At 60.5% G+C, this 19,131-nt stretch carries 19 protein-coding genes and 3 tRNA genes; 6 read left to right on the forward strand and 16 right to left on the reverse strand.

From position 1 onward, the window contains the following. Positions 1-34 precede the first annotated feature (34 nt). Both HMPREF3175_RS00995 and HMPREF3175_RS01000 read left to right on the forward strand, forming a co-directional pair. Complete coding sequence (locus tag HMPREF3175_RS00995) at positions 35-343, forward strand: hypothetical protein (RefSeq protein WP_141742430.1); 309 nt, start codon at positions 35-37, stop codon at positions 341-343. Then, a complete protein-coding gene (locus tag HMPREF3175_RS01000; RefSeq protein WP_070490233.1) occupies positions 340-915 on the forward strand; it encodes a hypothetical protein in 576 nt (191 codons plus the stop codon). Before HMPREF3175_RS00995 ends, HMPREF3175_RS01000 begins: the two co-directional genes overlap by 4 nt. Before the next feature lie 166 nt (positions 916-1,081). On the opposite strand, the gene HMPREF3175_RS01005 is transcribed toward HMPREF3175_RS01000, so the two are convergent. The 6 genes from HMPREF3175_RS01005 to HMPREF3175_RS01030 all read right to left on the reverse strand — a co-directional run bounded on the left by HMPREF3175_RS01005 (position 1,082) and on the right by HMPREF3175_RS01030 (position 6,935). Next, positions 1,082-1,158, reverse strand: a tRNA-Met gene (locus tag HMPREF3175_RS01005). Between the two features lie 65 nt (positions 1,159-1,223). After that, positions 1,224-1,295: transfer RNA gene (locus HMPREF3175_RS01010), tRNA-Thr, on the reverse strand. Between the two features lie 73 nt (positions 1,296-1,368). Then, positions 1,369-3,384: a DEAD/DEAH box helicase gene (locus tag HMPREF3175_RS01015; RefSeq protein ID WP_070490235.1), complete on the reverse strand. Its 2,016-nt coding sequence runs from the start codon at positions 3,382-3,384 to the stop codon at positions 1,369-1,371. Positions 3,385-3,661: 277 nt separating this feature from the next. Further along, a complete protein-coding gene (locus HMPREF3175_RS01020; RefSeq protein WP_141739775.1) occupies positions 3,662-4,165 on the reverse strand; it encodes a hypothetical protein in 504 nt (167 codons plus the stop codon). Between the two features lie 180 nt (positions 4,166-4,345). Beyond that, the gene (locus HMPREF3175_RS01025) at positions 4,346-5,572 is read right to left on the reverse strand and encodes a cystathionine gamma-synthase (protein ID WP_083285250.1); all 1,227 of its coding nucleotides are present in this window, start codon (positions 5,570-5,572) and stop codon (positions 4,346-4,348) included. Between the two features lie 31 nt (positions 5,573-5,603). Then, positions 5,604-6,935, reverse strand: a complete 1,332-nt coding sequence (locus HMPREF3175_RS01030) for a cystathionine beta-synthase (RefSeq protein ID WP_070490239.1) — start codon at positions 6,933-6,935, stop codon at positions 5,604-5,606. A gap of 66 nt (positions 6,936-7,001) precedes the next feature. On the opposite strand from HMPREF3175_RS01030, the gene HMPREF3175_RS01035 reads away from it, so the two are divergent. Further along, positions 7,002-8,069: a DNA-3-methyladenine glycosylase family protein gene (locus tag HMPREF3175_RS01035; RefSeq protein ID WP_141742431.1), complete on the forward strand. Its 1,068-nt coding sequence runs from the start codon at positions 7,002-7,004 to the stop codon at positions 8,067-8,069. An 81-nt stretch (positions 8,070-8,150) separates the two neighbouring features. Here HMPREF3175_RS01035 and HMPREF3175_RS01040 read toward each other — a convergent pair whose 3' ends face one another. The 5 genes from HMPREF3175_RS01040 to HMPREF3175_RS01055 form a co-directional block, all read right to left on the reverse strand. Beyond that, positions 8,151-10,487 carry a PEP/pyruvate-binding domain-containing protein gene (locus HMPREF3175_RS01040; protein WP_070490243.1) on the reverse strand — a complete coding sequence of 779 codons (2,337 nt, stop codon included), beginning with the start codon at positions 10,485-10,487 and terminating at the stop codon, positions 8,151-8,153. Beyond that, positions 10,484-11,089 carry a TetR/AcrR family transcriptional regulator gene (locus HMPREF3175_RS01045; protein WP_070490328.1) on the reverse strand — a complete coding sequence of 202 codons (606 nt, stop codon included), beginning with the start codon at positions 11,087-11,089 and terminating at the stop codon, positions 10,484-10,486. The genes HMPREF3175_RS01040 and HMPREF3175_RS01045 overlap by 4 nt, the downstream gene beginning before the upstream one ends. A 211-nt stretch (positions 11,090-11,300) precedes the next feature. Beyond that, positions 11,301-11,492, reverse strand: coding sequence for a hypothetical protein (locus HMPREF3175_RS01050; RefSeq protein WP_141739776.1), 192 nt, complete (start codon positions 11,490-11,492; stop codon positions 11,301-11,303). Then, the gene (locus HMPREF3175_RS10600) at positions 11,455-11,811 is read right to left on the reverse strand and encodes a DUF6318 family protein (RefSeq protein WP_370991799.1); all 357 of its coding nucleotides are present in this window, start codon (positions 11,809-11,811) and stop codon (positions 11,455-11,457) included. The genes HMPREF3175_RS01050 and HMPREF3175_RS10600 overlap by 38 nt, the downstream gene beginning before the upstream one ends. Before the next feature lie 248 nt (positions 11,812-12,059). Then, positions 12,060-12,141, reverse strand: a tRNA-Tyr gene (locus tag HMPREF3175_RS01055). Between the two features lie 266 nt (positions 12,142-12,407). Here HMPREF3175_RS01055 and HMPREF3175_RS01060 point away from each other — a divergent pair. After that, complete coding sequence (locus HMPREF3175_RS01060; protein WP_070490248.1) at positions 12,408-12,899, forward strand: YajQ family cyclic di-GMP-binding protein; 492 nt, start codon at positions 12,408-12,410, stop codon at positions 12,897-12,899. A gap of 146 nt (positions 12,900-13,045) precedes the next feature. Here the strand turns inward: HMPREF3175_RS01060 and HMPREF3175_RS01065 are convergent, their stop codons facing one another. The 5 genes from HMPREF3175_RS01065 to HMPREF3175_RS01085 all read right to left on the reverse strand — a co-directional run bounded on the left by HMPREF3175_RS01065 (position 13,046) and on the right by HMPREF3175_RS01085 (position 17,924). Next, complete coding sequence (locus tag HMPREF3175_RS01065) at positions 13,046-13,258, reverse strand: hypothetical protein (RefSeq protein WP_035757955.1); 213 nt, start codon at positions 13,256-13,258, stop codon at positions 13,046-13,048. Positions 13,259-13,371: 113 nt separating this feature from the next. After that, a complete protein-coding gene (gene htpX, locus HMPREF3175_RS01070) occupies positions 13,372-14,250 on the reverse strand; it encodes a zinc metalloprotease HtpX (protein WP_035757953.1) in 879 nt (292 codons plus the stop codon). Positions 14,251-14,431: 181 nt separating this feature from the next. Further along, entirely contained in the window at positions 14,432-15,841 is a 1,410-nt protein-coding gene (locus HMPREF3175_RS01075) for an FAD-dependent oxidoreductase (protein WP_176744675.1), read from the reverse strand. A 299-nt stretch (positions 15,842-16,140) separates the two neighbouring features. Then, positions 16,141-16,260: a methionine/alanine import family NSS transporter small subunit gene (locus HMPREF3175_RS01080; protein WP_070490250.1), complete on the reverse strand. Its 120-nt coding sequence runs from the start codon at positions 16,258-16,260 to the stop codon at positions 16,141-16,143. Beyond that, positions 16,257-17,924, reverse strand: a complete 1,668-nt coding sequence (locus HMPREF3175_RS01085; protein ID WP_070490252.1) for a sodium-dependent transporter — start codon at positions 17,922-17,924, stop codon at positions 16,257-16,259. Before HMPREF3175_RS01085 ends, HMPREF3175_RS01080 begins: the two co-directional genes overlap by 4 nt. Positions 17,925-18,095: 171 nt before the next feature. On the opposite strand from HMPREF3175_RS01085, the gene HMPREF3175_RS01090 reads away from it, so the two are divergent. After that, entirely contained in the window at positions 18,096-18,539 is a 444-nt protein-coding gene (locus tag HMPREF3175_RS01090) for a hypothetical protein (protein WP_035757947.1), read from the forward strand. After that, entirely contained in the window at positions 18,536-19,081 is a 546-nt protein-coding gene (locus tag HMPREF3175_RS01095) for an HIT family protein (RefSeq protein ID WP_070490254.1), read from the forward strand. Before HMPREF3175_RS01090 ends, HMPREF3175_RS01095 begins: the two co-directional genes overlap by 4 nt. The last annotated feature ends 50 nt before the right edge of the window (positions 19,082-19,131 follow it).

The raw sequence follows: 19,131 nt of genomic DNA on the forward strand, positions 1-19,131 counted from the left end.
TTCCGAACTGTCGCCGCGCGCTGCCGAGGCTGGCTTGCCGCTCTCTCATTCGGCGATCCAGCGCATGGCGCGCAAGCCCCTGGAGCTGCTCTCACGCGACGTCGTGACTGCACTGTCGGCTGGGCTCAACATCAATGAGGACATCGTCCTCTCGGCCGCGCTGGACACAATGGGGATGCATTCCCCCGTGCCGCCGATGCCGACGGTGCGCGAAGCGCTGCTGCAGGACAGCGTACTGTCGCTGCCGCCCAAGAACGCCCTGCTGGCCTCGTACGAGGCGTTCGCATCTCTTCCCGCGCCAATGCCCGCCGGCACCGTTCTGAGCCCGCAGGCGGCCGCGTGAGCTCGCACAAGAACCGCGGTGGCTTCGGCCCGTTGGACGACGGCTACTACCAGCGCCCGGGCTTCGAGATCGTCAACGGCAGATTCGTCTGGCGCGCGCAGCCGGACTACCCGGTGCAGATGCTTGTGAGCGCGAACTGGGTGCCGTTCCGCTCGACGCCGTCACCGACCGTGAACGTTGAGCTGCGCGTTGCTGGCGGGCACCTAGTGAAGCCCGATGAGCCCGGGCCGACGGTGTTCTTCCCCGGCCAGGTTGGTCTGTTTGCATGGGCAGACTGGACCGTTGGCTTGGACGACCGTGCGCTGCTGACGGGGGCGTCGTACGCGTGCGCGGGGACGGTCTTGGAGCGGAACGCCCGACTGTGCGGCAGCGTTCGCCTGGTGGGCCCGCGGCTGGCTGAGGGGACTACACTCTTCGGCAGCGGGGAGGTTGTTGGTGAAGGGCGCATCTCTGCCGGAACGTCGCCGGAGCGCTGGCGTGTCGAGGGAGACGTTGTCGTCTTGGGCGACGTCCGGGTGGTGCAGACGGAGCCTTGGACGCCAGATTTGGCCAAGCTGGAGCCAGGGTGGTGAGGGTCGAATCTCGGGAGAATCGCTCCTGGAGAATCTGTCTCAGCAGGCTGGACATTCGGGCCTTGGCTACGCGGCTGGCTACACCCGCTGCTTTGGCTACACTCTGGCTACAGTCACTAGGGAAGCGAAAAGCCCCGGAATCTCAACGGATTCCGGGGCTTTTCCTTGGTAGCGGTGGCGGGACTCGATCCCGCGACCTCACGATTATGAGTCGTGCGCTCTAACCAGCTGAGCTACACCGCCACGAATGAGAAAATCCCGCCGGCCCCGACCCGATCCGGAGGGGGCCTTGCGGGATTCTCATTCAGAGCCCCCTATGGGAATCGATCCCATGACCTCAGTCTTACCAAGACTGCGCTCTACCACTGAGCTAAGGGGGCAACAGATGAAGACTCTACCAGGGTTTATTCCCAACGCCAAAACGCATCGAACTCTTCACCTGTAGCCGGACAGTTACCGGCCGCGGCGCTTCCACTTAGGCGCGCCTTTGTCTTTGGAATCCTTGAATTTACGGGAAGCAGAGTCCTTCTTCTTGTGCTTGAAACTGCCCTTGCGGTCGTCACGGTCCCAGGACTTTTTACCGCGGGAACCGGAAGCGTGACGATTCTCACGGCCGCCATACTTCCCTCCGTGGCCGCCCCGGTCTTCGCGGTGCTCATCGCGGGACCCGCCACGACGCTCAGCGTGTGGGCGGCCCCCACCGCGTAGTGCGCGGGATGGCCCGCCGTGATCAAGCTGGATGTCGATGCGGCGCCCGGCCACCCGGGTGTCTGCCAGCAACTCCAGGGTTGAGTCCGGCATATCCGCTGGCAGGTCCACGAGTGTGAAGTTTTCACGAATGTCGATGTGGCCGATGTCGCTGGACACGAGCCCACCTTCGTTGGCGAGCGCGCCCACGATAGCGCCAGGCATGGCGCGATTGCGGCGGCCCACGGCGAGTTTATAGGTGACCTTGTCGCTGTCGTCGCGACTTCCACGGCTACCGCGACCACGGGACTCGGCGGCACCGCGCTCGCCCGCCACCGCATCGTGCTGTGCGCGTTCGCGTTTGGTGCGTTTTTTCTTCGCCGGCGGGGTCGTCGGTATTTCCTCGGTCAGCAGCGGCTTGCCGCCCTGAGCGAGAAAAGCGAACGCAGCAGCAACCTGCACGGCGTCAACGTCGTTCTCGGCAACGTATTCGGTCACGAGTTCGCGGTACGGGGTGAGGTCTTCTTGCTCGAGCGCAGGCGTGAGGCGCTCAGCGAGCCGGCCCAGACGGGACGAGTTGACGGCTTCGATCCCCGGGATCTGTGCTTCTTCGACGGTCCCGCCAGTTGCGCGTTCGATGTGCTTGAGCAGGTAGCGTTCCCGCGGGGTCATGAACAGGATCGCGTCCCCGGTACGCCCTGCGCGGCCTGTGCGGCCGATGCGGTGGACATAGGATTCGGTGTCGTGCGGGATGTCGTAGTTGAACACGTGCGAGATGCGTTCAACGTCGAGGCCGCGTGCGGCAACGTCGGTCGCAACGAGGATGTCGATCACGCCGTCGCGGAGCTGATCCACCGTCTTCTCGCGCTGGACCTGCGGGACATCGCCGTTGATCGCCGCGGCACGGAAGCCACGGGCCTTGAGCTTGGTTGCGACGTCTTCAGTCGCCTGGCGGGTGCGCACGAAAGCGATCACGCCGTCGGTGTCTTCGGTTTCCAGCAGGCGCGTCATGACATCGAGCTTGTACTGGTGCATGACCTGGATGTAGCGCTGACGGATGTTCGCGCCAGGGGTCGATGCGGTGTCCACTGCGATGTGCTCGGGGTCGCGGAGGTAGGTGTCGGCGATGCGGCGGATCTGCTTAGGCATGGTCGCGGAGAACAGCGCGACCTGCTTGTCTTCCGGCGTGGATTCGAGGATCGTGTCCACGGCTTCGGCGAAGCCCATGCGTAGCATTTCGTCGGCTTCGTCGAGGACCACGTAGAGGAGGTTGGAGAGGTCGAGTGATCCGCGTTCGATGTGGTCGATAACGCGGCCTGGGGTGCCCACCACAACCTGCGCCCCGCGGCGCAGCGCTTTGAGCTGTGGACCGTATGGGGAGCCGCCGTAGACGGGCAGGATCGTGAGGTCGTCGAAGTAGCGTGCGTAGGAGGAGAACGCTTCCGCTACCTGGAGCGCGAGTTCGCGGGTTGGTGCGAGCACGAGGATCTGCGGGGTTTCGGCTGGCCCGTTGACGTCGTTGATTTCCGCGATCTTGGTGAGCGCGGGGATCGCGAACGCCGCGGTCTTACCGGTTCCGGTCTGTGCGAGTCCCACGACGTCGCGGCCTTCAAGCAGGGTCGGGATGGTCGCGGCTTGGATAGGTGAGGGACGTTCGTAGCCGAGGTCTTCCACCGCTGCCAGAACGCGGGGTTCGATGTTCAGCTCAGCGAACGTCGGGCCCTCCGGCTTGGTTTCGGTGCTGGTGGTTTCGTGGGTTTCAGCCATGTCAGTTTGAGCCATCTCGGTGGCCTCCTGTTTCTGCGGGAGGCGTCAACCGTGCACTCGTGGGGTGCGCGGGACGCGGGCGTTACGCCCGTGACCGGCTCACTCCCTCCACGACACACAGTGCCGCGCATCGGGCGAGGCACACAAACCACATGCGAATAGACCCCGTTCGAAGGGGCATGCATTTAATAGAGGGAAAGCCGGATATCGGCGGATAATCCAGTCTACCCCGCAGCCTGCCGCGGAACCCATAAAGGAGGCGGGACTCACAAGAGTCCCGCCTCCGGCTGGTTTATTTATCCTCTGATGCTTCCTTAGATGTTGCCGGTTCCGTTGATGCGGGTGGCCGCTCTGAATCTGCGGGAGAACTCTGGTCCTCCCCGTCTTCTGACGGGTTGGTCGGGAACTGGTACTTGTCCTTATAGGCTGCGACGTTGATGCGTTCGATCTCGCGCCCATTCTCAGCGACCTTCACAACGAATGAGCTTCCCATTCGTAGGTCGGGGAGGTTTTCGAAGGTCAGTTTGCTGAGGTCACGGTCCGCGTATTTTTCGCGGTATTTCGCCATGACCGGCTGGATGTTCTCAGTGGTCGCGACCTCTTCGCCGACTGAGCACGCTTTCTTCGCGTCGTCAGCCACTGCAGCTGAAATGAATTCCTCAACGGCTTCCTCAGGCGAAGCTGCACCTTTACCGCAACCGTTTCCAAACGCATCACACCCGGTCAGCCCTGCCCCAACAGCAAGGAGCACACCAGTACTCGCGAGTAGTTTCCTTGCGTTCGCTGAATAAGCCATTAAAGAACCTCCACTGCCCGTTTCAACAGCTATAGCGAGAACAGTAATGCGCCCGCCTACCACCCACAAGCGGTTTTAGATAACGATTCGGCCGCGCTCACCGGGCAAGCGTTCACCGGGCAGCGTTCCCGGGCAGCGCGCACCGGATACTTTCACCGGCGGCGCGCACCGGGTGCTGGCTTATAGCCGCGCGAAGGCCTGTTCGAGGTCTGCGATGAGGTCTTCAGCGTCCTCGATACCGACCGATAGCCGCAGCAGATCGTCCGGCACTTCTAGTTCGGTTCCCTTGACGGAAGCGTGGGTCATCTCAGCCGGATAGTTCATGAGGGATTCGATCCCGCCCAGCGATTCCGCGAGCCTGAACAGTTCCGTGCTCTCCGCGACAGCCCGTGCCGCATCCGCACCGCCTGCCAGCCGGAAGGAAACCATGCCGCCAAAACGCTTCATCTGGCGTGCCGCAACATGATGCCCCGGATGATCCGCAAGTCCCGGATACAGAACCTTCGTGACTTCCTTACGGCCCCGCAACCATTTCACTACCGCTTCAGCGTTATCGCAGTGACGTTCCATCCGCACCGCGAGTGTCTTCGCGCCACGCGTGGTCATGTACGCATCGAACGGTGAGGACTGGTTGCCCGCAGCGAACTGGATGAACCGGACCTTATCCGCCAGCTCCTCCGAGTTCGTGACGACTGCGCCGCCCACCACATCGGAATGCCCGCCAAGGTACTTAGTGGTCGAGTGAACCACCAAGTCCGCCCCGAGTGCGAGCGGGGACTGCAGGTACGGGGAAGCGAACGTGTTATCCACCACAACGATCGCACCAGCCTCATGCCCAGCAGCTGTCAACGCCTCGATGTCCGCGATCTTCATGAGCGGGTTCGATGGCGTCTCAATCCACACCATCGCAGTCGCATCCTCACGGATCGCCTGCACAGCGGCTGCCGTGTCCGTCATGTCCACGGGGGTGTGGCGGATGCCGTTAGGGCCGTGGATCTTATCGATCAAACGATGCGTGCCGCCATAAACATCGTTACCCATCACGATGCGGTCCCGCGGCGAAAGCAAGCTCCGGATGATCGCGTCCTCAGCACCCAAGCCCGAGGCGAAAGAAATACCGTAAGCGCCACCTTCCAGGGCGGCGATCTGCTCCTGCCAGTTATCGCGGGTCGGGTTAGTGCCGCGCGAATAGTCGTAGCCCAAACGCAGGTTACCCACCGAGTGAGGATGGTACGTCGTGGACATGTGCAGCGGCGGGATTACCGCGCCCGTGATCGGATCAAACTCTTGGCCTGCGTGCACGGCGCGGGTCGAGAAACCCAAACCCTGCTCCGTGGCGTTTTGCTCAGTGTGCTTGTGGTCGGTGGTCTTGTGTTCGTTGTTGTGGTCTTTTTTGTTCTCGCTCATTCCACGCTCCATGCAATCTCAAAGTTTCAATTCAGCTTAGGACGTCGATGGCTTCCCCATCGCGTAAGAGCACCACGCCAGAGTTGACGCGTAACAGCTCGTGCAAACATTCGACTGGTTGACACCACCCGATCGTGGGCATGTGCTGCCCCACCGCGTGCGCGGCATCAATCAAGGTTTCCGGGGATGAGCCCGCATCCAGCGCGGAGCGCACCGATTCACGCGTGACCGACCCCACCAACTCCCCTACGCGAGCCGGCCAATGCCCGCCCCTAACAACAGGCAAAACGTTCACACCCGCGGCATCCAGCGCTTCCTTCGCTTCAGCGAGCGTAACGCCTTCGTCCACGCCGCGCACCCCTGGCAGCTGTTGTTGCGCGCCAACAGTGGATGCCTCATCGGGCACCTGGATGCTGTAGCCGTTGGCGAGCATCCAGGCGTCATTGAAGAACTTACCCATGTAGCCGCGGCCGGAATCCGGAAGCACTACAACCACGACGGCGTCCTCGGGGAGATCACGGGCCGCATTCAGCGCGGTGACCACGGCGAGCCCGGAGGACCCACCCACCAGCAGGCCTTCTTCCTTAGCCAGGCGGCGCGCCATCGCAAACGCTTCAGCATCGCTCACAGCTTCGACCGCATCGGGTATCTCGGGATCATAGTTGCCCGGCCACATGTCATCGCCCACACCTTCGACCGCGTACGGGCGGCCCGTGCCGCCGGAATACACCGAGCCATCCGGGTCAGCGACGATCACCTGGACTGCGCCATCGGACACTTCTTTGAGGTATCGGCCCGTACCCGTGACTGTGCCGCCGGTACCCGCACCCATGACCACGTGGGTGACGCGGCCTTCGGTATCAGCCCAGATTTCGGGGCCGGTAGTTTCGTAATGTGACTCCGGGGCGGCAGGATTAGAGAACTGGTCCGGCTTATAGGCGCCGTCGATCTCGCGTTCAAGACGGTCCGAAACCCCGTAGTAGGACTCCGGTGAATCAGGTGCCACACCGTTCGGAGTGACCACAACCTCTGCCCCGTAGGCCTTCAAAACGGAGCGTTTCTCTTCCGCGACCTTCTCCGGGGTCACGAATACCGTCCGGTACCCCTTCAGCTGCCCCACCATCGCAAGCCCCACGCCAGTGTTGCCGGAGGTCGGCTCAACGATCGTTCCACCGGCTGTGAGTTTCCCGGCTTCCTCGGCTTGTTCGATCATTTTCAACGCAATACGGTCTTTGATCGAACCGCCCGGATTCAAGAACTCGAGCTTGGCGAGCACGGTCGCTTTAATGCCGTCCGTGACCGAGTTGAGCTTGACCAGCGGGGTGCCGCCAATGAGGTCCAATACGGAATTCGCGTAACGCATAAGTCCACGGTACCGGCGCCTCACGCTTGCCGCGAAACTGTCAGGGGTGCATGCAACAGTATCTATATGAGCGTTCCTGTATCCGGTGAGGGTATGACCCCCGATGCTGAGGCCAGCTGGGTTCCGCCGGTCCCGTTGGAGTGGCGTGCCGTGGTGTCCGCTTTTCAGCATGGGCGGCGTGACCCATCGTTGCGGATCACTGCGCACGATGCGTGGCGGGCTGTGCGTTATCCGTCCGGGATCGCTGAGGTCAGGATTGTGCCGGAAGGTGTGAGTGCGTCCGCGGTTGCTGGCGGGGCGGAGCGCGCGCGGTCGGCGCAAGCGAACCGGGGTGCCGCCCGCGGTATGGGTGGGCCGTTGGCACGTCAGGTCAGGTTTCAGGCGTGGGGCCCTGGTGCGGTAGAAGCCCTGCAGGATGCTCCCGACTGGCTGGGGCGCAGTGATGACTGGACCGAGTTCGATTCTTTGCCTGACCTCCCTGCCTTGGTTCAGCGGATGCGTTCCGAGCGTCCGGGCTTGTTGTTGGGTTCTTCTGGTGCGTTGCCTGAGCATCTCGCGGCGGCGATCTTGGCGCAGAAGGTCACAGCGCACGAGGCTTTCGGGGCGTGGTTACGACTTGTGACTCGTTTTGGGGACCCTTCCCCTGGGCCGATGGGCCGAACCGGTGAACTGTTCGTTCCTCCCACCGGGGCTGGGTGGAGGCGAATCCCGTCGTGGGAGTGGCATCAGGCGCGCGTGGATAGTAAACGGCGCAATACTCTGGTGCGCGCTCTTGAACGTGAGTCGGCACTGCGGCGTCTGCAAGCCAGCGTCCCGGCGGGTGGGCCGAACAGTGGTCTACTGCGGATCGAGTCTGCGTTACGCAGCATCCCGGGGGTTGGTGTGTGGACGGCCGCGGAGGTTCTGCAACGCAGCCACGGTTCAGGCGATCACGTGTCTTTCGGGGACTACCATGTGGCACACAACGTGGGGTGGGCGTTGACCGGCCGCCGAGTCACCGACCGGGAGATGGAACAACTTCTGGCCCCGTGGACTGGGCACCGGCAACGGGTTGTGCGGTTGCTAGCGGAAGGCGGCGCAACCAAACAACGCATGGGACCCCGGCTCCACGCGAACGATCACCGCTGGCACTAGACCCGACCGACGCTGGTGGCGGGCGGCTCTGGTGGCGGGCAGCGCTAGCTTTTCAACCGGTAGCCGGCCGGTTGTACGCCCTCAACCCGTAATGGTGCCCTGGGTCCCATTGACAGTGATCATCTGTCCATTCTTCAGTGCGCTGGTCGCTCCGCTCGCGCCCATCACGGCGGGAATGCCGTATTCACGAGCAACGATGGCAGCGTGGGAGAGGCGACCTCCAGTATCGGCTATGACAGCGGCCGCCAGGCCGAACAATGGCGTCCAGGATGGATCCGTGTAGTGGCACACCAGGATGTCTCCCGGCTGGAGTTGGTTGAAGTCTTCAGGCCCTGTGATGACCCGTACAGGGCCCGTGGCCAGTCCGGGACTTCCTGCTGTCCCGGCAAGCTTCGACGCTTTGGTTTGATCGGCGTGGGTCCACCACGCTGCGGCGGCATGTGGCCGTGCGGCTTCGCGTTGGCTGGCGATCAGTCGCGTCTGATGAGCGGACGCGTCCCTGACCAGTGTGTCCTGGATTTCGGTCAACGTAAGGTACTTCAACTGCTCGACAGTTTCGAGGGCTTCACGCCGGTGCAGTCGGTTTGCGATCTCATCGGTCACACGACGCGCGATCACGTACGCCTCCTCAATGAGGTATACCGATGCTTCACGAGCGACGTGACCGTTCCGCCAGGCCTTCAGGGTACGGGCGAACCCGCGGCGGGCAAGGGCCGGTAACCGGCCCTTGATTTCCTCGACGAGTTCTTGATGGGAAGGTTTATCAGCAAGGCCACGCGGCGAACGGCGCACAGCGTCCAGCGTTGCATCAAGGCTAGCGGGGTCTTCTCTCCAAGACCTATGAGAAAAGGGCAGGTACAGCTGTGCAGTTCGGGCGCCATACTCGTCGAGGAAACGCCGCCGCATGTCGCGATAGGTAGAGGAATTTGGCTCGAGGCTTGCGAGCTTATGGAGTTCCTTGTCGATCACCACCGTAGTGTAGTCGAGGTCCCCGAGTAGGTCGTATGCATCGAGGTCTCGTCTCCTGGCCAGAGCCAAGTAGTAGCCGAGTTTGAGCGCTGTGAGTTGTGCAGGCCCGACGTAGTCGAGAAATCTCACCCGCGCTATGTCACTGACCAGACCCAAAATCTTCTCGAGGAGTGCCAGGAGTTCTTGGTCTGCAACCGGGGCGAGTTCCGAGGGCAGAGAGCTATCTAGTTTCCTGCGGTAATCAGCTTCCACGGTGGGCCAGTCAGCCGGGTCTGGGGATCGGTATCCAAGGAGGCGGACCAGCCGCCAACCCACACGGATGTCGGGGTAGGCAGCTGTGATAGTTCCATCGGGTTTCATTTCAAGGAGCTGCTCGATGGGGGTCGCAGTGATACCGATGTTCGCCATCCCGGCCTGCAGTTGCCGATGCATAGGAAGGATCGCGCAAAGGTCGAGGGGGTACGGCCCCGGGTAGTGTTCGACGAGGTCAGTGTGGAATACACGGGATGCCCTACCGATCCGTCGGCCAGAGACGGTTCGTTGTGGAACCTGTTGTGTAGCCGTCTCGGTGCTCGCAGTAGTGGTGATAGGTCGAGCTTGAAGTAGCCACAAAGTGGTGTCTGTGTAAGCCCATTCGAGGTCCATGCCTGCACCGTAAAGCTCTTGCACGGTTTCCCCGAGCCGGGCGAGCTCAAGCACTTGGTCATCAGTGAGACAGAGGCGGTGCCGGTCATCTTGGGGAACGTCAGCGATGCGGGCGGAAGAACCATGGCGGTCGATGCGGGTCTGTTTTGCCCCGAGTCGCCGCTCCAGAACACTGCTGCTCGTTGCACGGTATTCGTCTGGGGTCACTGCTCCTGAGACCACGCTCTCCCCTAGTCCCCAGGAGGCGTTGATGAGTGTTTCTTCTCCGCCGCTGACTGGGTCGCAGGTGAATAAGACTCCTGCAGTGTCGGCGTCGACGAGCTTCTGAACAACCACAGCTAGAGCAACGTCATGATGCTCAATACCGTGACGGCGTCGATAGTCAACGGCTCGAGCGGTCCAGAGCGATCCCCAACATTTACGGACCGCATCCAATACGTCGTCTGTGCCGAAAATCCCAAGAAAGGTGTCCTGCTGACCAGCGAAAGATGCTTCGGGGAGGTCCTCTGCGGTTGCCGAAGATCGCACAGCCACCGCTACGTTCTCACCCCACGTGCTCAACTGGTTGCCGATTTCCCGAGCGATGGCGTCTGGCACGTTTTGACCTTCTACTGCTGCCCGGACGGCGCCTGGTCCTTGTGAGAGAAGCGCATCTATATTTAGGTCGGCGGTTGCTTCGCGGTATGTGTCTGCAGACAGAACGAAACCTTCCGGGACGGGCAGTCCCGCTCGTTCCAACACACCGAGGTTCACTGCTTTACCACCGCCAGTGGCCAGGGTCGCTTCAGTGAACGGGATAATCATGAGGCTTCCCTTGCTGAAGAAGTATCCACCATTGCAACGAGTGCGAGTTCCAGCTGTTGTGTGAGTCGCTCCGGTAGCGCCGGTCCGTCTTGCTGCCACGTCCACTGCGCCACGGGCGCGAAGTACGCCGATGCAAGCATTATCACCGCGGCCTCCCTGTCCACGGGACGAAACTCGCCTGAGGCGAGACCTTCGCTGACGATCGATCGCAGCAAAGCCATCAAGGGTTCACGTGAGGAGGACACATCTGCTTGATTCAAGGATGAGATCCGAGCTATGCACATTTGCCGCGCGGGTGCCTCATTCTCTACGTACCACTCACCGGCGGCGCTAAACACTCGTTGCAAACGAACCGCGGCACCGGCGCCTGGAGTGTCAGCATCTGTCATGGCCGCCATCACTTGTTCACCCAAGAATGACAAGACATCCTGCTTGGTTGCGAAGTAGGTAAAGAACGTGCCTTTACCTATGTCTGCGGCTTCTGAAATCTGGGAAACCGAGGTTTGCTCGAATCCTTGCTTCAGAAACAGCTGCATTGCAGCTTCGACGATCCGTTTCCGGGTCGCCTCTTTACGACGGGCGACACGATCACTCGAACTCATGAAGATAGAGTAACAAGAAACTTGACCGCGGTCATTCATGTGGGAATTAGCCTGTTTTATGAGGTGCCGCTGCGTGTGTTTGGGTTAGCGTGTTTGGCGGGGTTTGAAGATGGTCCAGGCGGCGGTGATAGTGAGCGGGGCCTGCTGAGCCTGCACGTCGTTTTTACAGGGTTTGCTTTGGCCCGGCAGGATAGCTGTGCGGTTGAGAGTCTTAGCCGTTGTCTTTTCGTTCCAAGACCAGCATGCCGTCGTCGGTTGAATTAGAGTCCACTGTCTGAATGGCTTTCGAACTCCCCGGACCGAAGTAGGAGCGTTTGTCTTCGTAGGCAGAGAACGTGACGAAGAAGTTTCCGGCGTCAAGCTCCTCATTCGGGGCGTGGATGTTTTCGTAGCGTATGCCCAACGAAAGCAATCTGCCCTGCCTTGCTTCCCTCTTTCGCTACCTCAGGCAAGGGTCCGGGGGCCGGCACATTCCGAGCAGGTCGTTTCGGGGTCGCGGGCTTATACGGCCGTTTTGGTGAGGGGCTGGCCGAAGGTTTGGGTTTCGCAGATTCTTTGCCGCTACCGGAAGTGTTTTCGTCTTTCGCTTCCTTATCGCTCGAGCTCGCTGACGGTACCGCTTCGGCGGGCTTCGCATCGTCATTTGCTCCACAACTCGCCAGACCGGAGGCAAGAGCCAGAGTCATTGCTGTGGCGATGGAGCTTCGTTTCAGGTTTGTCATGATGGCGCACCTTAGACATGTGTTTATGTTTAGAACCTAAAGTAGCCAAGCGCACTCAAAACCACCATAGAAGAACAAAACCTTACCTGCCTACCGCGTCACACGAACGTACGAGATGCTCTCATATGGCTTCTCAACACCAGGTTGAAGCACGCCCTCCGCGACGCGTCGCCACAGTCGTATCAACGCCTTTTGGGCATAAAAATGTCGGGACATCGTGTGAACGATGTCCCGACCACATTACAAAGTGGCAGATGAGGGATTCGAACCCCCGAAGGCAGTGCCAGCTGATTTACAGTCAGCCCCCGTTGGCCGCTTGGGTAATCTGCCATATTCATTTATTTCGCTTGCCCGCCCGTTCATGGGCTGTTCAAGCGAACGATTCATAACCATACCAAACCATCCCAGCCCCCACCAATTCGGGGCCAACCCCAACCAGCAGCCGCCACCGGCCGGCCGTGGTGGAACCCGCGGCAGCACCGGCCCCAGCTAGGCTTGAAAGCAAACACCTACTCAATAACACAGCCCAGCTTCAGCTGGCATAACCATCCAGCCCAGCTTCAGCTGGCTCAACTAATTCACCCGAGGAGGCCACGATGGCTAAAGACTCAACGTTCGATGTTGTCAGCAAGGTCGATAAGCAGGAAGTCAGCAACGCACTCAACCAGGCGCAGAAAGAAATCGCGCAGCGCTACGACTTCCGCGACGTCGGCGCCGAAATCGATTTCGCTGGCGAGGGCAAGCTCCTCATCAAGGCCAACGCTGAAGAACGCGCCAAGGCAGTTCTGGATGTTTTCCAATCCAAACTCGTCAAACGCGGCATCTCGCTGAAGTCGCTCGAGGTTGGCGACCCCTACGCGTCCGGCAAGGAGGTCCGCATCGACGCGAGCATCAAGGAAGGCATCGATCAAGCGACCACCAAGAAGATCTCCAAACTCATCCGCGACGAAGCCCCTAAATCCGTCAAAGCCACCATCCAGGGCGACGAACTCCGTGTCTCCTCGAAGTCCCGCGACGACCTGCAGGCCACCATCGCGCTGTTGAAGAACTTCGAAGACGCAGACCTCCAATTCGTCAACATGCGCTAAACATGGATTAAACGAAACCGGGGTGAGGTAGCCAAGCGATCCCGAGAGGATCACGAGGCGACCTCACCCCGATGTTTAACGCCACAAACACTACACGGAACACGTCCACCATGAAGGCGACGCGGGCGTCTGACAATAACCGGGCCTTAGGCGGCGTTGCGGGCTTCCTGGCGGCTGTTCATCAGACGTGTAGCCAGTTCCGGGCGGCCATTGCGGCGCAACAGCGAATACAATGCGCTGAAGCTGTAAGGGTAACCCGAACGTTCCGGGATCGTATCCGGCTCCGCATGGGTATCCAACAGGAATTCAACGTCCTCAACAACCGCTGCGTCGTACTCCGCTCGCTCCTGACGATTCATGGCTGATAGACCTCCTTGAGTCACTTCACTCCATGCCTGTCTGGCATAACGGCAGAAACCGCGTCAATGTTCCCACCGCATCATTCGTGTGACTAATCACACAGATGTTTTGTTCATCCCCAGGGTTGCCCCATTTCCTCCGCTTGTGCACGCAAACGCTCTATGCGGTCACGCGTTGGTGGGTGGGTGCTGAACAAACCTTTGATCTTGCCAAATGGGTTGGCAAACATCATGTGCGCAGCAGACTCCGTACGGGGAGTCTCCTGCAACGGGGCATCCTGGATGCCCTGTGAAATCTTGAAAAGCGCGGAAGCCAAAGCCGCCGGGTCCCCCGTCAGCTCCGCGCCGGTCGCGTCCGCATCATATTCGCGGGTCCGTGAAACAGACATCTGGATAATCGAAGCCGCGATTGGGGCGAGGAACGCCATAGCGAGCATCGCCAGAATATTGCCACCATCACGGTTACGGCTATTGCCGCCAAAGAACATGAGGAACTGCGCAATCGATGTGATGACACCCGCAATAGCGGCCGCGACCGAAGAAATCAGAATGTCGCGGTTATAGACGTGCATCAACTCGTGCCCCAAAACGCCACGCAACTCGCGGCGGTTCAACAACGTCAAAATACCCTCAGTGCAGCACACCGCCGCGTTCTCCGGGTTACGGCCCGTCGCGAACGCGTTCGGGTTCATAGTGGGCGAAACATACAGCCGCGGCATCGGTTTACCCGCACGTTGAGACAGCTCACGCACAATCGCATACATCTCAGGCTGCTCCGCCTCCGAAACCGGGCGGGCCTGCATCGCGCGGATCGCGATCTTATCCGAATTCCAGTAACCGATCGCTGTGCTCACCACACCGAAAGCCGCGAACCCAAACAGCCACACCGAATTGCCGGTACCGGCGCTAATCAAGCCGCCAATCATCAGCAAAAGACCAAACATGCCTCCGATGAGGAGAGCCGTTTTCAAGCCGTTGAACGAGGACTTCACGCTAAAACTTTCGATCGTTGCAGTGTTATACCGGCAATCTTGTTACCGGTTACACCCGGGTTCCGCTCACGCGGTTTAACCCGGCTGTAATCATTACAACGCATCAATGTTCAAAAACGTTCCCAAAAACCTGAATGAAAGCTGGGAAGATCCGATGACGAGCCGTAGAAGCGGCTGAGGTCTATTTGAGCGACTGCCCCTTGCGTGCGATCTCAACCATCTCTTCGCGTGGAACAACCTTGATCCGCTCGCGGTCCCCCTTACCTGCGGCCGCCCACTCTTCACCGAGTTTGCGTTCGTGCGCATCGAGGGCCAGCCAGCCTTCCCACGTGGTGAACTCAACGCCACGCTCACGCAGCAAATCCACCACGGCGTCTTCGGAAGGGTTCGATGCCGGGGCCAGGTTCTCGTGATCCTCCAGCAGGTTGCCGATCGTCTCCAGGGCGTCACCTTTTGTGTGGCCGATCAAGCCGACCGGGCCGCGCTTGATCCATCCGGTCGTGTAAACGCCGGGGACCACGGCGCCGTCCTCGTCCAGCACGCGGCCGCCTTCGTTGCGGATCACGCCGCGTTTCTCATCGAACGCAACCTCTGGGATTTCGGTGCCGAAGTACCCCACCGCCCGGTAGACGGCCTGGACTGGATAGTCGATCATCTCGCCGGTGCCGCGCACGTTACCCGTGCCATCGAGCTCCTGGCGTTCCATGCGGATACCTACGACCTTGCCGTCCTCCCCCAGGATCTCAACAGGAGCCTGCAAGAAGTGCAGGTGCAGGCGCCGCGATGCGGTCTGCTCTTCCTCTTCCTGCTCAACAACCCAGTTCGTCAGCGTGTTGACCATAGTCTTGACCTGGTTGTTGGTCCGGATCGCCTCGTCCGATGCGTCATCGAATTCGAAGTCCTCCGGGTACAGGACAACGTCCACGTCACGGGAATGGGACAACTCACGCAACTCGAGCGGAGTGAACTTGACTTGGGCCGGGCCGCGGCGGCCAAAAATATGCACGTCGGTGACCGGGGACTTCTTCAGGCCCGCGTGCACGTTGTCTGCGATCTCCGTAACCAAGAGGTCATCGGCGTGCTTGGAGAGCACACGCGCCACATCGAGAGCCACGTTGCCGTTACCGATCACGGCGATTTCCTTGGCATCCAGCGGCCAGTCGCGTGGCACGTCAGGGTGGCCGTCGTACCACGAGACCACGCGCGAGGCGCCGAAAGAACCCTCGAGGTCGATGCCCGGGATGTCGAGAGCGGCATCGTCATTGGCGCCGGTGGCGAAAATCACCGCGTCATACAGGTCGCGAATGTCAGAAAGGGTCAAGTCACGGCCATAGGTCACGTCCCCGATGAATCGGATATCGCCGCGGTCCAGGACCTTATGCAGGGCGTTGATGATGCCCTTGATGCGTGGATGGTCAGGTGCCACACCGTAGCGGATCAGCCCGAACGGTGCCGGATGCTGGTCGAATAAGTCGATGCTGACCTCAAAATCGCGTTCCGCTTTGGTGAGGATATCCGCGGCATAGACACCGGCCGGGCCGGCACCGATAATCGCCACACGCAGTGGACGCTGGCTGAGGTGTTGCTTCAACGTCAATCCTTTCGGCAATGTCCCTCGTGCCGCGCACCGGGTTGGCGGGCACGCTTGTTGCGGCTCGTCTTGCTACGTTCTACAAAGCTGCGGTCCACAGCGTTGCGTTCTGTAGCGCGCTCTTGCGAACCGGCGCGCACGCGTGATGCGCGGGGTGAGGGAGGGGAAAACATCCGCGCACTATTCTAATGGGCGGGCCTCACGGAACGATCCATCCCAGCCGTTGGGGGTGCAACTGCCCGATGCGGTCCGTCCCCCGCAGCCCAGCGCGCATCGGGCACGGACTGATCCCGCCCAGGCTAGAGGTCGTCTTCTTTGGCTTCATCAGGGCGAACCATGAGGTTCACGATGGCGGCCGCGAGCCCGCCCCACACTGTCACGATCGAAAGAATCAGAAAACCGATAGCTGCCGGTGTCATGCTGTTGCCCCTTTCTGGTCGCCGTTGTCAACAGCGTCCTTTCCAGCGTCGTCTTTGCCTGCAGCACCTTCGTCGCCGGCGTCTTTTTCTGCGGCGTCGCGGCGAGTGTACTCTTCGAACTCTGGATCGAATTTGTCCTTGGACTTAGCCGACCACGGGATGAGGCTGAGCAGGATGGCGGCCACGACCAATGCACCCGCCATGCCCCAACCGAACACGTAGACGAACCATTCAGGGTATCCGTTGGCTTCGGCATACGAATTGCGGATGAGCTTCACGAATTCGGAAGCCAACAGGTAGGTCAGAAGGATCGGCAGCAGGCCGCCAACGAGGAACATCCAGAACTTACCGACCTTGAACGAGGAACGGTGGTTGAGGTGTTCGGCAAGCACCGGCAGCTTGCGGGAGAACCACGCAACCGCGATCAGGGTTACGGCGGCGACGAATGTGATGCCGAAGCTGTTGACGAACTTATCGACAACATCCAGTAGCGGCAGGCCCGTGGTGGAGGCGAACAGCAGGGTCGATGCGATCGACAGCGGAAGCAGCACGGCCAGCGTGGTCTGGACGCGGCCCCAACCGAGCTTGTCTTGGAACGCGGAGACGATGACTTCGAGGATCGAGACCATCGAGGTCACGCCCGCGAAGGTCAGGGAGCCGAAGAACAGCACACCCAAAACTGGGCCCATGAACGCGTTGGATGCGATGGTTGGGAACGCTACGAACGCGAGGATCGGGCCGCTCGTGACGGCTTCGCTCACGCTCACCCCTTGCGCTTGGGCCATGAACCCGAGGGCCGCGAAGACACCGATCCCGGCAAGGATTTCGAAGGACGAGTTCGCGAAGGCGACCACCAGGCCGGAACCGGTCAGATCCGTCTTACGTTTGAGGTAGGACGAGTAGGTGACCATGATGCCGAACGCGATCGACAGCGAGAAGAAGATGTGGCCGTAGGCGGTGATCCACACGCTCGTGTCTTTGAGTGCTTCCCAGTTGGGTGTGAAGAACTCGTTGAGCCCGGTTGCAGCCCCCGGGAGCATGAGCGACTGGATGACCAACAGAATGAACATCACGGTCAACAGCGGCATGAAGATGTTGTTGGCTCGACCGATGCCCTTACGAATGCCGGCGCTCATCACGATGATGATGAAAACCCACACGAGGATCATCGGGATCAGCACGCCCATAGGGAACGAGGTGGAAAGGCCAGCTTCCGGGGCTTCCATCTGCAGGTATTTCTCGAGGAAGAACTCTTGTTCGCTACCTTTACCCCATGCTAGCCGCGCCGAGTAGACGGTATAGACGGCAGCCCACGCGACGATCGCGGCGTAATAGATGCCGATGATCACGCAAATCAGGACCTGCCACCAGCCGAGCGCTTCAGTGCGTTTGTTGAGCCGGCGCATCGCAAGCGGCGCCGAGCCACGGTATTTGTGCCCGATCGCGTAATCGAAGAACAGCAACGGGATACCCGCAGTCAGTAGCGCGCATAGGTATGGGATGAGGAACGCGCCGCCACCGGATTCGTACGCGACCGATGGGAAACGCCAAATGTTGCCCAGCCCCACGGCGGAGCCGATCGCGGACAGGATGAAGACGTTGCGGGAACCGAACGCTTCACGCTTGGTGCGTTTGTTCCCTGCTTTACCTTTGCTCCCCGCCATACCTGAAGCGGGACTGGTGCTTGCTTGCGACATGCGCCATACATTATGACGATTCCACGCGGTGTTCTACTAAACGACGCTCTATTTCGCTGTTTCTCTGCGGTGGCGCTGTCTGAGATTCTTTTCGTCATTCGTGCCCCACGCGTGCCCGTAACGTGACAAACTGGAAGTATGTCTGAGCTGTTTTCGCAGTCCTACCGGAACCTTGTGACCGACCATTTCGAAGGTGAATGGGAACCAGATGACGGCCTGAGCGAGCAAGAATACGCAGACGCTTTGGCTGAATCTGATGTCTCTGTGTTGCCTGCCGCGTTGGAGCAGTTTTACCGTTCCGTGGGCGCTGTCGAGGACATCATGGAGGCCTACTATTTCGTGTGGGATCCCGATGAGCTCGAGATCCAGGACGGTTACGTGTGCTTCATGGAAGATGAAGACGACCGTTACACGTGGGGTTTCCCCGTCGAATCGTTGAGTGTCCCTGACCCGCTGGTGTTCCGGCGTTTCAACGCTAAAGACTCCTGGGCTGAAACCGGGGCGACCATCTCCGAGTACCTCCTGGATTATTTCGAGTGGGTGTTCACCGAGGTTGAGCCGGCGGTGGAAGAAGACCTGTGACCGCTACTCCACATGGTTCCGCGCGGGTATGGGCCTCGCACGCTCCAGCCGATTACGCGTGCCCGTTCTGCGAGATCGTTGGCGGCGTGCGGCCGTTTTCGGAAGGTAACCTGTGTGTGCCGAGTGATTTGGTGTACCGGGATGAGGTGGTCTCGGTCATCATCGGTTGTGATGGTTTCGGTGAGCACGCCGGGCACGCGATGGTGATCCCTTCGGGCCACTATGAGGCGCTGTATGACTTACCCGACGATGTGAACGCGGCCTTAGCTGTCATGACCCGCCTGGTAGCGGTCGCGATGAAGCGCGCGTGGGCCCCCGAAGGGATTTCAACGCGCCAACACAACGAGCCGTCCGGTAATCAGCACGTGTGGCACTACCACCAGCACGTGTTTCCGCGTTGGGCCGCAGATGACTTGTACCGGCAGTTACGCCGCCGGTTGCCGGTTGACTTCCGGGCGCTCAAAGCCCGCGAACTCGCCGCCGCGTTACGCGAAGTCCTCAACGAAGAAGGCCGCGACAGCAACGGAATCATCACGGGCTAAACGCGGTAGTTTTCGCGGCGATAGGCCCTCACGACATGAGCCATAGTGAG

The sequence above is a fragment of the Arthrobacter sp. HMSC08H08 genome, from assembly GCF_001807575.1.
GTDB classification, from domain to species: Bacteria; Actinomycetota; Actinomycetes; order Actinomycetales; family Micrococcaceae; genus Pseudoglutamicibacter; species Pseudoglutamicibacter albus.